Origin of the sequence: Neptunicoccus sediminis, from assembly GCF_001719615.1 — a bacterium.
Classification (GTDB): Bacteria; Pseudomonadota; Alphaproteobacteria; order Rhodobacterales; family Rhodobacteraceae; genus Amylibacter; species Amylibacter sediminis.
Genome location: NZ_MDVX01000012.1, coordinates 51693 through 67179 on the forward strand (window position 1 = coordinate 51693; position 15487 = coordinate 67179).

Consider the following 15487-nt stretch of genomic DNA (forward strand, 5'->3'; position numbering starts at 1 on the left):
GTGAGAGCCGAAAAAGGCCGGGGCAAAAGACGAGGCGGTCATGTCGAGCAGGGCATTTCACCGCGTAACAGTTCTAAAAGGCGGCCCTTCGGCTGAACGTGAGGTGTCTCTATCCTCCGGTCACGAGGTCGCAAAGGCGTTGCGCACGGAAGGTTATGAAGTCACTGAACTGGACGCGGGTCCGGATCTGATGGCGGATTTACGTGCAACCAATCCTGATGTTGTGTTCAACGCGCTTCACGGGCGCTGGGGTGAGGACGGTTGCGTTCAGGGTGTGCTTGAATGGATGCGGATTCCCTATACCCATTCCGGCGTGTTTGCCTCTGCCCTTGCGATGGATAAGGAGAAATCCAAAGAGGTTTTCGCCGCCGCCGGACTGCCCGTTGCCGAGCACCGGCTTGTCTCCCGCGAGGACGTGAGCAAAGGCCACCCGATTGCGCCGCCTTATGTGGTTAAGCCGTTCAACGAAGGGTCTTCCGTCGGCGTTTACCTCGTGAACGAAGCGGCCAATGGTCCGGCGCAGATCAGCGATGACATGCCCGATGTGCTGATGGTGGAAAAATTTATTCCGGGCCGGGAGCTGACGACCGCGGTGATGGGGGATAAGGCGCTGACCGTGACCGACATCCTGACCGATGGTTGGTATGACTATGACGCCAAATACAAACCCGGCGGGTCCCGTCACGAGGTGCCGGCAAATGTCCCTGCCGAGATTTTTGACGCCTGTCTCGATTACGCCCTGCGCGCCCATGATGCCTTGGGCTGTCGCGGGCTGAGCCGGACGGATTTCCGCTGGGATGAGTCCCGTGGTCTGGACGGGTTGATCCTGCTGGAAACAAACACCCAACCCGGTATGACCCCCACATCCCTTGCGCCGGAGCAGGCTGCGGAATGCGGCATTTCCTTTGGGCAACTGGTGGCTTGGCTGGTGGAGGATGCATCATGTCAGCGATAGATATGCCGCGCCAGCGGTTGGTCTACCGTGATCCCGACACGCAACCCTCCTATACAGAGCGGACCGAACGCTCTGCGCACCAACCGGCCGCGCGTCCCGATCCAAGCCCGAGTCGGATCAAATACCGGCTGGAGCGGATCTGGCTGACACCGCTCTACCGCTCCCTGATCCGCACCGGCTTGCCGATTGCGATTGTGGTCGGACTGGTGGCAAATCATTTCTCCGATCCCAAAGTGCAGGCGCGGCTGGCCCAAAGCGTGACCAACGCCCGCACCATGATCGAAAACCGCCCCGAATTTGCTGTGAACCTGATGCAGGTCGAGGGGGGCAGCACCGTTGTCTCAAAACAGGTGCGCGAGGCTATTCCGATGGTGTTTCCCGTCAGTTCCCTGCAACTGGATCTGGCGGCGCTGAAGGAAAAGATCGAAGCAATTGATGCGGTGAAAAGCGCCGATGTCTTTTTGCGCAGCGGCGTGCTGGATGTGCAAATTGTCGAGCGTGTCCCCGCATTGGTCTGGCGTGGTGCCGATCATCTGGAACTGGTGGATGCGGTGGGCGCGCGGGCTGGCGTGCTTGAAACCCGTGAAGGCTATCTTGGACTGCCGTTAATTCTGGGCAAAGGTGCGCAGGAATACGCGGGGCAGGCGCTGCGGCTTTTCGCGGCGGCCGGCCCACTATCGGATCGCATTCGCGGGCTGCGCCGTGTCGGAGAGCGCCGCTGGGATGTGATGCTGGACCGCGGGCAGATTATCCAGCTTCCGGTCAAACGTCCGGTCGCGGCCTTGGAGCGGGTTGTCGCGCTGCAACGGGCGCGTGACCTGCTTGGGCGGGATGTAACAGTTGTAGACATGAGAGACGGGCGCCGCCCGGTTCTGAGATTAACCGCAGCGGCCGTCGAAGAACTGCACCGGCTGCGGGCCATAGCCGATGGGGAAAGTGAAACCTGATGACACAACTATACGAAACACAACGCGCTATGAGACAACGCCGCCGCGCGGCCCTGCAACGGGGCGTGGTGGCTATTCTGGATGTGGGGACGTCCAAAATCGCCTGCATGATCCTGCAATTCGACCCTTCGGTGCAGATGAATGCGCAAGAGGGTATGACCGCGATGGCCAACCACGGCGCGTTCCGTGTGATTGGCGTGGCCACCACCCGTTCCCGCGGTGTGCGCTTTGGCGAAGTCAGCACGATGGAAGAGACCGAGCGGGCAATCCGCACGGCGGTGCAGGCGGCACAGAAGATGGCGAACACCCGCGTTGATCATGTCATTGCCTGTATGTCCGGCGCAGAGCCGCGGTCCTACGGGGTGACAGGGGCGGTGCAACTGGAAAACGGCTCGGTGATGGATTACGACATCGGGCGGGTGCTGGCGGAATGTGATGTGCCGGATTATGGCATGGGACGCGAGGCGATCCACGCCATGCCTGTGAACTTTGCGCTCGACCATCGCTCCGGCCTGTCAGACCCGCGCGGTCAGATCGGCAACCGTCTGTCTGTGGATATGCACCTGCTGACCATTGATACCGGCGCGATTGAGAACCTGCTGAAATGTATCAAACGCTGTGATCTGGAACTGGCCGGTTTTGCATCCTCTTCCTATGTGGCCGGAGTCTCGGCGCTGGTAGAGGACGAACAGGAACTCGGCGGCGCCTGTATCGACTTTGGCGGTGGCGCGACCAGCGTATCGATTTTTCTTAAAAAGCATATGATTTTTGCGGATTCCGTGCGTATGGGCGGTGACCTTGTGACCTCTGACATCGGTCAGGGGCTACAGGTGGCGACCCCTACGGCAGAGCGGATCAAGACCTTCCACGGCGGCGTTGTCGCGACGGGGATGGATGACCGCGATATGATCGAAATTGGCGGGGATACCGGCGATTTTGACCACGACCGCCGCCGGATCAGCCGGTCCGAGTTAATCGGCGTGATGCGGCCCCGTGTGGAAGAAATTCTCGAAGAGGTGCGCGCTCGGCTGGATGCTGCCGGTTTTGACCATCTGCCGAGTCAACGTATTGTGTTGACCGGCGGAGGCAGTCAGATTCCGGGTCTCGAAGGACTGGCAAGCCGCATTCTCGGCCAGCAGGTGCGTCTGGGGAAACCGCTGCGGATTCAAGGGCTTCCGCAAGCTGCCACAGGGCCGGCTTTCGCGGCGAGTGTCGGGTTGGCGCTGCATGCAGCCCATCCTCAGGATGAATGCTGGGATTTTAACCTGCCAATGGCAGGGCAGGGCAGACAGCCCCTCAAACGCGCTATGCGGTGGTTCAAGGAGAACTGGTAAACAAGCTATGGTTGATCCGGCAAAATCTTGCAGAATCCCCCATATCCGTTACAATATAGGCGGCAATTCCAACGATTTTTCGTGACCTGAGCGAATCAGTCGTTTAGCATACCGAATCAGGGCGTAAACGACCGTTGGTCAGACGGCGAAACAAAAAAACTACAGGCGGATAGAACATGACATTGAATTTGCGTATGCCAGAGATGGTAGATTTGAAACCACGGATCACAGTATTCGGTATTGGTGGGGCCGGTGGCAACGCGGTCAACAACATGATCGACAAAGCACTGGACGGTGTTGATTTCGTTGTCGCGAACACGGATGCACAGGCACTACAGTCCACCAAGGCGACGTGTAAAATCCAGCTGGGTGAGAAAATCACCGAGGGTCTGGGCGCCGGCGCCCGTCCCAGCGTGGGCGCGGCCGCTGCCGAGGAAAGCATCGAGCAGATCGTCGATCATCTGGTGGGCAGCCACATGTGCTTTATCACGGCCGGTATGGGCGGTGGCACCGGAACAGGTGGCGCACCCATCGTCGCACAAGCCGCCCGCGAGTTGGGCATCCTGACCGTTGGCGTTGTCACCAAACCGTTCCAGTTTGAAGGCACCCGCCGCATGCGTCAGGCCGAAGAAGGCGTTGAATGTCTGCAAAAGGTTGTGGATACGCTGATCATCATTCCGAACCAGAACCTGTTCCGGATTGCGAATGAGCAAACCACCTTCACCGAAGCCTTCAGCCTTGCAGACGATGTTCTGTATCAGGGCGTGAAAGGTGTAACCGATCTGATGGTCCGTCCGGGTATCATCAACCTCGACTTTGCCGACATCCGTTCCGTGATGGACGAAATGGGCAAGGCGATGATGGGCACAGGTGAGGCTGTTGGCGAAGATCGCGCAATTCAGGCTGCCGAAAAAGCTATAGCGAACCCCCTGCTGGACGAGATTTCCTTGCAGGGTGCACGCGGCGTTCTGATCAACATTACGGGTGGTAACGACCTGACACTGTTTGAACTTGACGAAGCTGCCAACCGCATCCGCGAAGAAGTGGACCCGGAAGCAAATATCATCGTCGGCTCCACAATGGACCCGAGCATGGAAGACGTCATGCGCGTCTCCGTGGTTGCCACAGGCATCGACGCGGCTGTTGGGGCAGGGGACATCCCCGTACCACGCCGCACCCTCAAAGAACCGCTGGCCCAAAGCGCAGCGGAAATCAACGTTGCCGTGCCCGCACCGACACCTGCTCCGGCCCCTGTTGCAGAGGCTCCGGCAGAACAGCCCGCAGTTGCACAGGACTCCGCAGCGGCACAAATGGCTGAACCGGAACAGGTTCAATCCCAGCCAGAGCCGGTTGCCGCACAAGCCACCACGCCAGAGCCAAGCCTGTTCGAGCAATTGCCACAGGACACCGCCCAGCACGAGGTCATCGAAGAGCCGACCACCGACGACGGACTGCCTGCACCGGCCTACCAGCCCCAGCAGACACAGGTTGAATCGGTCGAAGCGCCTGACAATTTCTTTGACCAACGCTCCGGTTTTGTGGCGCCGCAGGCCGCCAAGCCCGGTCAGGTCAGCCCTGAAACCATGCAGCGTCTGGAAGCTGCCGTAGCCAAAGCGCCCCGTGCGCAGGAAGCGGCCGCAGAGACTCCGAAATTCTTCAGCGGTGAAGCCCATGAAGAAAAGCCCAAAGGGTTTCGTCTGAACAGTCTGATCTCTCGCATGACAGGTCACGGCGATGTGCAAGCCACCGCCCATCGTGAACAGCCGCAGGTCAGCTCTGCGGCGCCACAGTACGCGGAAGAAGAAGAGCACGTTGATCCGGAACAGGAACGCATTGAAATTCCAGCGTTTTTGCGCCGTCAGGCCAACTAGTCCGGCCCGTATAAGATCATTTCTAAAAAGGCACGTCAGCGATGTGCCTTTTTTGTTTCAGCACTGTCACATAGCGTCACAAAGCGTGAATTGAGCTTTTGCTGCGGGTTCCCTAGATAATTGGGTAAGCAAAGCCACAGGTGCATGATGCAAAGAACTCTGAAAACCCCGATCGAGATTGTTGGAAAAGGACTCCATTCCGGCAAGCGTGCCGCATTGCGCGTGTCGCCTGCTCTCGCTGATTTCGGGGTCTGGATCCAACGGGTTGATGTTGCGGATCGCGACAACATGATCCCTGCGCGATACGATCACGTGAACGATACGCGGCTGTGCACCCGACTGGCCAATGACGCCGGTGTTGAAGTGTCCACCGTGGAACATCTGATGGCTGCTCTGGCCGGCACAGGGATTCACAACGCGATGATTGAAATTGACGGGCCGGAAATCCCGATCATGGACGGCAGCTCTGCGCCCTTCGTGGCGGCGATCCTGAAGGCCGGACTGAAAGAGCTGGACGCCCCGTTGAAGGCGATCCGCATTCTGAAACCTGTCAGCATCAATGTTGACGGTTTCTCGGCCAGCCTGTCCCCGTCAGAAAAGATCGAAATCGAATTTGCCATTGATTTTGACGAAGCTGCCATCGGTAAACAGTCAAAAACGTTGCAAATGTCCAATGGTGCCTTTGTGCGCGAACTGTCCAACTGCCGGACCTTCTGTCTGCGCCGTGACGTGGATATGATGCAATCCGCGGGTCTTGCCCTTGGGGGCGGTCTGGAAAATGCCATTGTTGTGGACGGCGATACTGTGTTGAATCCGGAAGGGTTCCGCCGCGAGGATGAATGTGTGCGCCACAAGATGCTGGACGCTTTGGGCGATCTGGCGCTGGCCGGTCATCCAATCATCGGGCGGTATCACGGGGAGAAAGCCGGCCACCGTGCAACGAACCTGCTGCTGCGCGAATTGTTTGCGCGGCCTGACGCATGGGAAATGGTTGAATGCACCCCAAGCCAGTGGCACGACCTGCCAGGTGCCCATATCAAGCCGACCGACTTTGTGCTGGCCTGAACCTGTTACAAACAAAACACAAATCTTCGTGCAAAACCGGACGAAAGCGTTTTTACTCGGTTGGTTTTGTGCTAGTTAACCCGTAAAATGCAGCCTATCGTCGGGCGAGCGGGACAGGGTGATGCGGGTATGATGCACTTAGGCAAGAAGGCAGTTTACGGAATACTGACAGCTTCGGTTGTTCTGGTTGCCGGCTGCGGACAGCGCGAGCAGGAGGTTTCGCTCGAAAACCAGCCGCCTGAATCCATTTACCAACAGGCCGAAGCGAAACTTTCGCAGCGCAAAGGCGCGGAAGAAGCCGCCAAACTCTTTACCGAGGTTGAGCGGCTTTACCCCTATTCGGACTGGGCGAAACGGTCCATCATCATGTCGGCCTTTGCCTATCATCAGGCCAAACTCTATGAGGAAAGCCGAGGCGCGGCCCAACGCTATCTGGATTTTTATCCGCAAGACGAAGATGCCGCCTATGCGCAATACCTCATCGCGCTCAGCTTTTATGACCAGATCGACGACGTAAGCCGCGATCAGGGCATCACCTTTCAGGCACTGCAAGCTCTGCGCAACACGGTGGAAAACTATCCCGACAGCGAATATGCCTCATCCGCCTTGTTGAAATTCGATCTGGCGCTGGATCACCTCGCCGGTAAGGAAATGGACATCGGGCGGTTCTATATGAAAAAGGGCCACTTCGGGGCGGCGATCAACCGCTTCCGTGTTGTGGTTGAAGATTTCCAGACCACCACCCACACCCCTGAAGCACTGCACCGTCTGGTAGAAGCCTATGTCTCGCTTGGGCTGGACAGTGACGCGCAGACCGCTGGTGCCATTCTTGGCCACAACTTTCAGGGCACAGACTGGTACAAAGACACCCATGTTCTGCTGACCGGGCGGGGGATTTCCACGGATGACGCCAGCGCCGATAGTCAAGGCTGGCTGAGACAGATCTGGCGTCAGGTGGCACGGGGCGAATGGCTCTGAGCGATGGCTGAGTTTTGCGAACCGGCCATTCGGGAAGGTCTCGGATATGGCTGCTTTATCCATAGTCTGAACAGGACGTAACTCGCCATGCTGCGCGGCCTTTCCATTCGTAACATGCTGTTGATCGACCGGCTGGACCTTGATTTCCAGTCAGGTCTGAACGTGCTTACCGGCGAGACCGGCGCGGGGAAATCCATTCTGCTGGACAGTCTCGGATTTGTGCTCGGTTGGCGCGGGCGGGCTGATCTCGTGCGCAGCGGGGCAGAGCAGGGCGAGGTTACGGCGGTCTTTGAAATCCCCACCGTACACCCGATCCACAGCGTACTGGCTGAACAGGAACTCTCGCTGGATGAGGGAGAGCTGATCCTGCGCCGCACAAACACCCCGAGCGGGCGCAAAACCGCCTTTGTGAATGATCGACGCGTGTCTGGTGAAACCCTGCGCAAACTGTCCGAGCTGCTGGTGGAATTACACGGCCAGCACGATGATCGCGGCCTGTTGAACCCCAGAGGCCACCGGATTTTGCTGGACGCATTTGCCGGCGTGGATCTGGCGCCAATTCAGGGCGCGTGGAAGACGCTGCGCACGGCGCGGGACACGCTCCACAAGGCGCAAGAGGCGTTGCAACAAGCAAAAGCGGATGAAGAATATCTGCGCCATGCAGTGGAGGAGCTGGACAAGCTCGATCCGGAGGCAGGCGAGGAAGAAACGCTCGACACCCGCCGCCGGTTGATGCAGGGCGCGGAACGGATCCGCGAAGACATTGCAAAGGCTGCGAATGCCCTTGGCGGGGATGCAGCCGAAGGGGCGATGACCGATGCCCTGCGCTGGCTGGAAGGGGCCTCGGACCACGCCGGACCCCAGTTGGAACCGGCCATTGGTGCCTTGTCCCGTGCGCTGTCAGAACTGGCGGATGCCCAACGCGGGGTAGAGGATTGTCTCAACGCGCTGGATTTCAACCCGCTGGAACTGGAGGCCACAGAGGAACGGCTGTTCGCGATCCGCGGACTGGCCCGCAAGCACAATGTGGTGCCCGATGCGCTGGCAGAATTCGCCGCCGATCTGCGGGCGCGACTGGCGGCTATCGACGGTGGCGCGGATCATATCGACGGGCTGGAACGGGCGGTGCGCGATGCACAGGGGCAGTATGACACGCTGGCGGCAAAGCTGGGCGAGACCCGCCGCAAAGCCGCCTTGAAGCTCGACAAGGCGATGCTGGCGGAACTGGCACCGCTAAAGATGGAGCGGGCGGTTTTCACCACGCAAATTAACCAAGGCGACGCCGGACCGGAGGGGCGCGACGATGTTGCCTTTACGGTTGCGACGAACCCCGGTGCGCCCTCCGGCCCGATTGACAAGATTGCCTCGGGCGGGGAGCTGTCGCGCTTTTTGCTGGCCTTGAAGGTCTGCCTGACCAAGCGCAGCGAAGGTGTGACGCTGATTTTCGATGAGATCGACAGAGGCGTTGGTGGCGCGACTGCGGATGCGGTCGGACGGCGTCTGGCCGCGCTGGCACAAAGCGCGCAAATTCTGGTGGTAACACACTCTCCGCAGGTGGCGGCACAGGGGGCGCATCAGTGGCAGGTGTCAAAATCGGTTAAGGCCGGCGAAACCCTTAGCACTGTTGCCAAATTGGACGTGGAAGAGCGCACGCGCGAGATCGCGCGGATGTTGGCGGGGGATGTGATCACGCCCGAAGCCGAAGCCGCTGCCAGAACCCTGCTAACCCGCCGGTCGTGACTTCCATTTTATGACGCGATGAGTAAGGCAAGGCGAATGCTGCCGTGCTGGTGCTTTGTTTTTGGATGCCAAACCGGATTAACATACTGCGTATATGAAGCTTCTTAAATGAAGCTTCATACAACACGCTTCATATATGAAGCTTCATATAAGACGCTTCATATATGAAGGGTGATCGAACGGGGCGGCGCAGCTTTTCCGCCGCGCATGTTGCAATGCGCCCGAAAAACTTGTCCAAATATATGAATTGGCAGGGTGACAGATCGCCGTTCGTTAATCTTCCGCCTGATGATCCGCATACCACTTGCGCATCCGGTCGCGCACGGATTGATCCCCGGACAGGCAGGCCTCTTCAATCGCCTTTTTCGCCTCGGCCAGATTAACCGAGCGCAGACGGTCCTTAACCGGACCAATCGAAGCGGGACGCATGGACAAGGTCCGCAACCCAATTGCCGCAAAACACATAGCCTCAAGCGGGCGACCCGCATCCTCGCCGCAGAAACTGACCGGGGTATCAAACTCAAAGCAGCGTTCGCAAATCTGCTTCAGAAAGGTCAGAAAACTGACATTCAACGTATCGTAACGCCGCCGCACCCTCTCGTTTTCGCGGTCCGCTGCAAAGAAAAACTGTTTCAGATCGTTGCCGCCGATAGAAATAAAGTCTGCCATTTCAAAGAACTGGTTTGGCGCAAAGGCAAGGCTCGGGGTTTCCAGCATCGCGCCGACCTTGATGTCGCTGGGGATCACATGGCCAAGGCGCAATTCGTTTTCGATCGTTTTCTCAAGGATGGCTTTTGCGTCTTTGAATTCGTCGAACTGGGCCACAAACGGGAACATAATGTTAACAGGGCGTCCCTTGGCAGCGCGCAGGATCGCTTCAAGCTGCATCCGCATGATGCCCGGTTTGTCCAGAGAGATCCGGATCGCCCGCCAGCCGAGCGCGGGGTTCGGCTCGTCTTCGGGCTTCAGGAACGGCACAACCTTATCCGAGCCGATGTCGAGCGTGCGAAAGGTGATTGGCTTGCCTCTGGCTGCTTCAAACACCCGCCCGTATTGCTGGGCCAGATCGGTTCGCTTGGGCATCTCGTTGCGCACCAGAAACTGCAATTCGGTGCGAAACAGCCCCACACCCTCCGCGCCAGAGCCTTGCAGACTGGGAAGATCGGCCAGCAGACCCGCGTTCATCAGCAGGTTGATGCGGGTGCCATCGGTTGACACGGCGGGCTTGTCGCGGATCTCCGAGAACCGCTCCAGAGCCTTGTTCGCCATTGCGATTTTATCGTTGAAAGCAGTGGCGACATTGTCGTCCGGGCGCAGATGCGCAATGCCCTGATCCCCGTCCACCAGAATGGTGTCGCCGTTCAGCGCCTCGCGGGTAATATCCTCGGCATGGATCACCATCGGGATTGCCCAGGCCCGCGCGATAATTGCAGCATGGGAACCAACAGACCCTTGTTCAAGCACAATCCCGCGTAATTTCTTGCCATATTCCAACAATTCAGCGGGACCGATGTTTCGGGCCACCAAAACAGGGCGATCCGGCAATTCATCCCCGACAGACCGTCCCTGTCCGGTGAGGATCCGCAATAGACGGTTGGACAGATCGTCCAGATCGTGCAGTCTTTCGCGCAGATAGGGATCGGGCACGCGCGCCATACGGGCGCGGGTGGCGGATTGCTCTTTTTCTACCGCGACTTCCGCTGCAAGGCCGCGGTCGATGCTGGCCTCCAGACGCGCACGCCAGCCTTTGGAGTTTGCAAACATCCGGTAGGTTTCCATCACCTCCAGTTGCTCCACATCCGTATCACTGCGCGACGTATTCAGCAGATCGTTCACCGAAATGCGCAGGCTGTCCATCGCCGCGTTCAGACGCTCTTTTTCGGCTTCCGGATCGTCGGCCACCGGATTTGTGATGACAATCTTGGGATCATGAAGGACAACCGAACCTCGCGCGGCGCCCTCCTGCGCAGAGGCGCCCGTAAACATGATCGGGCGCTGGTGGGGCGGGGTCATTGCCTCGCCGTCCGCCACGAAAGCGCCAAGCTCTTTCATCTCGGCCAGCACCATCGCTACGACTTCAAGGGCGTAAACCTCGTCCTCGGTGTATTCCCGCTGCTCGCGGCTTTGCACCACCAGAACGCCCAGAACCTCACCAAGCCGCTGCACAGGTACGCCAAGGAAAGAGGAATATAATTCCTCCCCTGTTTCCGGCATATAGCGGAATCCCCGTTCGGCCGTTGCGTTCTGGGCATTGATCGGCTGGGCCTCTTTGGCGACACGACCCACCAGACCTTCGCCATAGCGCAGGCGGGTGACGTGGACGGATTCCTTTTTCAGTCCTTCCGTCGCGCAAAGTTCCAGTGTCTGGCGGTCCCGACGCAGGTAGACGGAGCAGACCTCTGTGCCCACGCCCTGCGCAACCAGTTGGGTGATGTGATCCAACCGTTGCTGTCCGTCACCATCCTCTGCGAGCGTATCGCGAAGTCTGGTGAGCAGTTGTCTGCTATCGAGCCGAGAATCTACCACCGTACCGCCTATTCCACTGCGAGTTCGAACTCATCATGCAGTGCGCGGACGGCCAGTTCCATATATTTCCGGTCGACCAGCACAGATATTTTAATCTCGGAGGTTGTGATGACCCGAATGTTCACGCCTTCATCGGCCAGAATTTTGAACATTTTCTTGGCAACACCGGCTTGCGAGCGCATGCCGTTGCCCACGATCGAGATTTTCGCGACATTTTTATCGGTGATCAGATCGCGGTAGTTCAACTCTCCTGCGTCCGCAGCGGCCTGCATGGCGGCTTCGGCAAGGGGAACGTGATCTGTCGGGCAGGAAAAGGTCATGTCGGTGCGACCGTCTTCAGAGATGTTCTGCACGATCATATCTACGTTCACACCGGCATCCGCCAGCGGACCAAAGATTGCAGCGGCCACACCGGGACGGTCTGCGACAGAAACGAGGGTCATCTTGGCTTCGTCACGAGAGTAGGCCACGCCCTTAACAACGCGAATGTTTTCCATGATTTCTTCCTCTGAACATACAAGTGTGCCAACGTCGGCAGATATATCGTCTTCAAAACTGGACAGAACCCGCAGGCGCACGCGGTAGGAGCGGGCGAGTTCGACAGAACGGGTTTGCAGGACTTTCGCCCCAAGCGATGCAAGTTCCAGCATTTCCTCGTAAGAAATGCGGTGCAATTTGCGGGCGTCCGACACGATGCGTGGGTCGGTGGTGTAGATCCCGTCCACATCTGTGTAGATGTCACAGCGTTCCGCGTCGAGCGCGGCTGCAAAGGCGACAGCCGTCGTGTCCGAACCGCCCCGCCCAAGGGTGGCGATCCGTCCGTCATCCATCACGCCCTGAAATCCGGCGACCACAGCAACCTTACAGCCCGAAGCGAAGGACGCGTCGAGGTTTTCTGTCGGGATCGCATCAATCCGTGCGCTTTCGTGTTTTCCGGTACATTTCAGCGGCACCTGCCAGCCTTGCCAACTGCGGGCCGGAACCCCCATCGCCTGCAGGCGCAATGCCATCAGGCCGGAGGTGACATTTTCACCGGAGGAGACAACGGCGTCATATTCGGCACGGTCATAAATGCCGTCTTCGGGGGCGCTGTCGCGCACCCAGCCTACCAGCTCGTTCGTTTTACCGGACATGGCGGAGACAATTACAACGACCTCATAGCCGTTTTCGACTTCCTGTCGCACTTTATCTGCGGCGTTGGCGATCCGGGCCAGATCGGCCACTGACGTTCCGCCAAATTTCATTACCAATCTGGGCATATCGGGGTGGGTCCACGGCTGTTAACAATTCGCGCGTCTTGTACGCCGCTTGGCCGCCAAGGGAAAGAGAAAAGGGATGCGACGGGGGCTTACTCCGGTCCGGAAAGCGGGGAAATCAGTTGGTTTTGCGGTTTCCCCACGGCAGCGGTGCGACAGGAATGCCTTCCTCGATCAGCGCTCTGGCTTCATCCGGATTGGCCTTGCCGTAAATAGACCGCTCCGGCGCGTCACCTTCATGGATACGGCGGGCTTCTTTTACGAAATTCTCGCCCACGTTTTCAGAGTTTTTCTCAACCATCTTGCGCAGTTCTGCCAGCGCCTGTTCCGCCGGAGAAGCGGGCGCAGAAAGCGGTCCGGCGGTCTTGGCAGGCTCCGGTGTGGCAGGGCGCAGGGCCGCATCACGGGCCGGGCGCACGCGGGGGGCCATAACCGCCTTTTCAACGCCCAAGGCACCGCAAACCGCGCATGTCACCATGTCAGCGGCATGAAGCTTGTCAAACGCCTTTGCCGATTGAAACCAGCTATCAAACGTATGGCCGTGTTCGCATTTCAAAGTGTAGGTAATCATGTCCTGGCTCGTATCTGTACCCTATACCTAACTTAGGGCGTTGGATTGCAATGACAATATTCAGCTTCGTCGTGGAAGGTCAATCATCTGTTAACAAGCGGTTGCGCGTCGGCTTTGTGTATTCGTCAGATACGGTCCTGACAGAAGACAATCGTATTGCCGAAAGGATCTGCAATCATGACTTCGCGCATCCCCCAGGATTGCGTGTGAATGTCGGGACGGGCGTATTTATAGGCAGGATCAAGGCTGCTGTGAAAGCTCTCGATATCCTCAACACCGATGCGAATGCGGGCTCCCGGAGAGCCGTCTCCGTGATGTTCGGACAGATGGATTTCACAATCGCCGCGGTAAATGCCGATATAAAGGGGGGCATCGTCGCTGAACCGATGTTCAAAACGGACCTTGAAACCGAGATAGTCCAGATAAAATTCCCGCGCATGTTTTTCGTTGAACATGCGCAGGATCGGGATGCAGGCGCGCATCTACTGCCGTCCTTAACGGGCGCGGCGGTCCCGGCGGGCGGACATCGGCTGGAAGGCAACGGCGTTATGGGCTTCGCAATATGGCTTGCCGGTTTGCACACCCAGACCACAGAACCAGAAATCATCTGTCGCCGGATCACCGATCGGCCATTTGCAGGTGCGTTCGGTCAATTCCATCAGCACCAGCTTCTTGGCCTTCTTTTCCACTTCGGCAACCGTGGCCAGAGCCTCTGCGCTGATTTCGGAATTGGACGGCTGCGGGGGCAGGGGTTGTCCGGCGGTGATAATCGGTTTGCGTGCAGGCAGGCTGACGGGTTTTTCGGCGGCCTTGGGTGCGGGTGCTGCCTCGGCTGCAGGTTCTGCTGCCGTTTCCGTAGCGGGCTTCGGGGTCGCTTTGGGCTTGGCCGCCTCTTTTGCCGCAGGTTTTTCCTTGACGGTTTTGGCAGGGGCTGCGCGATTGGACAGGCCCAGACGGTGCACCTTACCGATCACGGCGTTGCGTGTTACGCCGCCCAGTTCCTTGGCGATCTGGCTGGCGCTTTTGCCTTCGCCCCACATGGTCTTCAGCATTTCTACGCGGTCATCAGTCCAGGACATCGTATCACTCCACAGTCATTTCCGGGGCATTCCCCTGCACCGCACGGGGGCTGGCGCTATTTTTCTGGTCAGACGTCATTCTACCGTCTCACAGATTGATGACAAGCCGAAAGGAAACTGCGTGTTTCATAAAGGCGGAGATATACCGAAAATGCCGCATAAACGGGGCAGCGGAAGGCGGTGATGGCGGTTCAGGATTTGATCCGCATCTCCCGCCACGCCAGAAGTACAGCCCCGCCAAGGATCACTGCCGCACCCGTGACTGAAATTGCGTCGGGGCGTGCACCAAAGGCCCAAAAGTCGTAGAGCGCTGCGAAAACCAGTGTGGAATAGGAAAACGGCAACACAAAAGACGCCTCCGAGCTGCGCATGGCCTGAATGAACAGCGCCTGACCACAGACCATCAACAGGCCGATCAGACACAGGCCGATCCACTGGTCCCAACTGGGCGCTGTCCAGACAAACAAAGCGGCGGTCAGCGCAAGGGTTGCGCCCATTCCGTTATTGAACAGCAGGATCTGCATTGGTGGTTCGCGCCCCGACAACAGCTTGATCAGGACCACCTCCAACCCCATGAACAGGGCGGCGACAAGGGCAAACAGGGCTGCGGGCTGGAAACTGCCAGCCCCCGGTCGCAACAGGATGACCGCGCCACACAGGGCGATAGCGGCAGCCGACCAGCGCCACTTGCCGACTTTCTCTCCCAATATGGGAATGGCCAGCATCATGCCGAAGACCGGATTTAGAAAGCTGATCGCGGTGGCGTCCGAGACCGGAATCCGCGCAACCGCAGTAAACATCAGCGTAACCCCCATCCAGCCGAACAAGGAGCGCCCCAGATGCAAACCGACCTGCGGGTTGGATATTTTCGGCCGTGTCACCGCCGAAAACGCCAGCAGCGCGAGGAAGGCAAAGACAAACCGTCCCGCCGAGACCTGCAACGGGTGCAGTGGTGTGCCAAGTGTGCCAAGGTATTTCGCCACGATCGTGGTGCTTGCGATCAGGCTGGCAGCCAGCAGGATCATAACAGCAGCGCGTTTTGGATTATGTGCAACGGGTGCCATGAAAATAACCTGATGTCAGAAGTGCAACGGACCTATCCCGCGCCCCTGCGTTCTGCAAGCAGCAACCGCCTGCCAGCCGCAAACGAAACAATACAGAAGGC

Annotated in this window: 13 protein-coding genes; 7 read left to right on the forward strand and 6 right to left on the reverse strand. The window is 58.5% G+C overall.

The window, feature by feature from the left end:
- Positions 1–40: 40 nt before the first annotated feature.
- The 7 genes from BFV97_RS12745 (at position 41) to recN (ending at position 8890) form a co-directional block, all read left to right on the forward strand.
- Positions 41–955 (forward strand): D-alanine--D-alanine ligase, encoded by a 915-nt coding sequence (locus BFV97_RS12745; protein WP_069300768.1) that lies wholly within the window; start codon positions 41–43, stop codon positions 953–955.
- A complete protein-coding gene (locus BFV97_RS12750) occupies positions 943–1902 on the forward strand; it encodes a cell division protein FtsQ/DivIB (protein ID WP_157888323.1) in 960 nt (319 codons plus the stop codon). The genes BFV97_RS12745 and BFV97_RS12750 overlap by 13 nt, the downstream gene beginning before the upstream one ends.
- Positions 1902–3236 carry a cell division protein FtsA gene (gene ftsA / locus BFV97_RS12755; protein ID WP_069300769.1) on the forward strand — a complete coding sequence of 445 codons (1335 nt, stop codon included), beginning with the start codon at positions 1902–1904 and terminating at the stop codon, positions 3234–3236. The genes BFV97_RS12750 and ftsA overlap by 1 nt, the downstream gene beginning before the upstream one ends.
- 176 nt (positions 3237–3412) lie before the next feature.
- Positions 3413–5107, forward strand: a complete 1695-nt coding sequence (ftsZ, locus tag BFV97_RS12760) for a cell division protein FtsZ (RefSeq protein ID WP_069300770.1) — start codon at positions 3413–3415, stop codon at positions 5105–5107.
- A gap of 147 nt (positions 5108–5254) precedes the next feature.
- Complete coding sequence (lpxC, locus tag BFV97_RS12765) at positions 5255–6172, forward strand: UDP-3-O-acyl-N-acetylglucosamine deacetylase (RefSeq protein ID WP_069300771.1); 918 nt, start codon at positions 5255–5257, stop codon at positions 6170–6172.
- Positions 6173–6301: 129 nt separating this feature from the next.
- The gene (locus BFV97_RS12770) at positions 6302–7150 is read left to right on the forward strand and encodes an outer membrane protein assembly factor BamD (RefSeq protein ID WP_069300772.1); all 849 of its coding nucleotides are present in this window, start codon (positions 6302–6304) and stop codon (positions 7148–7150) included.
- 87 nt (positions 7151–7237) lie between these two features.
- Entirely contained in the window at positions 7238–8890 is a 1653-nt protein-coding gene (recN, locus tag BFV97_RS12775; RefSeq protein WP_069300773.1) for a DNA repair protein RecN, read from the forward strand.
- Positions 8891–9163: 273 nt separating this feature from the next.
- Here the strand turns inward: recN and ptsP are convergent, their stop codons facing one another.
- From ptsP to BFV97_RS12805, 6 genes are all read right to left on the reverse strand, one after another.
- Complete coding sequence (gene ptsP / locus BFV97_RS12780) at positions 9164–11416, reverse strand: phosphoenolpyruvate--protein phosphotransferase (RefSeq protein ID WP_069300774.1); 2253 nt, start codon at positions 11414–11416, stop codon at positions 9164–9166.
- Between the two features lie 8 nt (positions 11417–11424).
- On the reverse strand, positions 11425–12675 hold the full coding sequence (locus BFV97_RS12785; RefSeq protein WP_069300775.1) for an aspartate kinase: 1251 nt from the start codon (positions 12673–12675) through the stop codon (positions 11425–11427).
- 115 nt (positions 12676–12790) lie between these two features.
- The gene (locus BFV97_RS12790; protein ID WP_069300776.1) at positions 12791–13243 is read right to left on the reverse strand and encodes a DUF1178 family protein; all 453 of its coding nucleotides are present in this window, start codon (positions 13241–13243) and stop codon (positions 12791–12793) included.
- Positions 13244–13368: 125 nt separating this feature from the next.
- Positions 13369–13725: a glyoxalase superfamily protein gene (locus BFV97_RS12795; RefSeq protein ID WP_069300777.1), complete on the reverse strand. Its 357-nt coding sequence runs from the start codon at positions 13723–13725 to the stop codon at positions 13369–13371.
- A 12-nt stretch (positions 13726–13737) separates the two neighbouring features.
- Positions 13738–14322 (reverse strand): GcrA family cell cycle regulator, encoded by a 585-nt coding sequence (locus tag BFV97_RS12800; RefSeq protein ID WP_069300778.1) that lies wholly within the window; start codon positions 14320–14322, stop codon positions 13738–13740.
- Between the two features lie 191 nt (positions 14323–14513).
- On the reverse strand, positions 14514–15386 hold the full coding sequence (locus tag BFV97_RS12805) for a DMT family transporter (RefSeq protein WP_069300779.1): 873 nt from the start codon (positions 15384–15386) through the stop codon (positions 14514–14516).
- Positions 15387–15487 lie beyond the last annotated feature (101 nt).

Coding starts and splice junctions, on each gene's coding strand:
- BFV97_RS12785 (WP_069300775.1), bottom strand. CDS start 12,675: ATGCCCAGATTGGTAATGAAATTTGGCGGAACGTCAGTGGCCGATCTG.
- BFV97_RS12790 (WP_069300776.1), bottom strand. CDS start 13,243: ATGATTACCTACACTTTGAAATGCGAACACGGCCATACGTTTGATAGC.
- lpxC (WP_069300771.1), top strand. CDS start 5,255: ATGCAAAGAACTCTGAAAACCCCGATCGAGATTGTTGGAAAAGGACTC.
- recN (WP_069300773.1), top strand. CDS start 7,238: ATGCTGCGCGGCCTTTCCATTCGTAACATGCTGTTGATCGACCGGCTG.
- BFV97_RS12745 (WP_069300768.1), top strand. CDS start 41: ATGTCGAGCAGGGCATTTCACCGCGTAACAGTTCTAAAAGGCGGCCCT.
- BFV97_RS12800 (WP_069300778.1), bottom strand. CDS start 14,322: ATGTCCTGGACTGATGACCGCGTAGAAATGCTGAAGACCATGTGGGGC.
- BFV97_RS12795 (WP_069300777.1), bottom strand. CDS start 13,725: ATGCGCGCCTGCATCCCGATCCTGCGCATGTTCAACGAAAAACATGCG.
- ftsA (WP_069300769.1), top strand. CDS start 1,902: ATGACACAACTATACGAAACACAACGCGCTATGAGACAACGCCGCCGC.
- BFV97_RS12750 (WP_157888323.1), top strand. CDS start 943: ATGTCAGCGATAGATATGCCGCGCCAGCGGTTGGTCTACCGTGATCCC.
- ftsZ (WP_069300770.1), top strand. CDS start 3,413: ATGACATTGAATTTGCGTATGCCAGAGATGGTAGATTTGAAACCACGG.
- BFV97_RS12805 (WP_069300779.1), bottom strand. CDS start 15,386: ATGGCACCCGTTGCACATAATCCAAAACGCGCTGCTGTTATGATCCTG.
- BFV97_RS12770 (WP_069300772.1), top strand. CDS start 6,302: ATGATGCACTTAGGCAAGAAGGCAGTTTACGGAATACTGACAGCTTCG.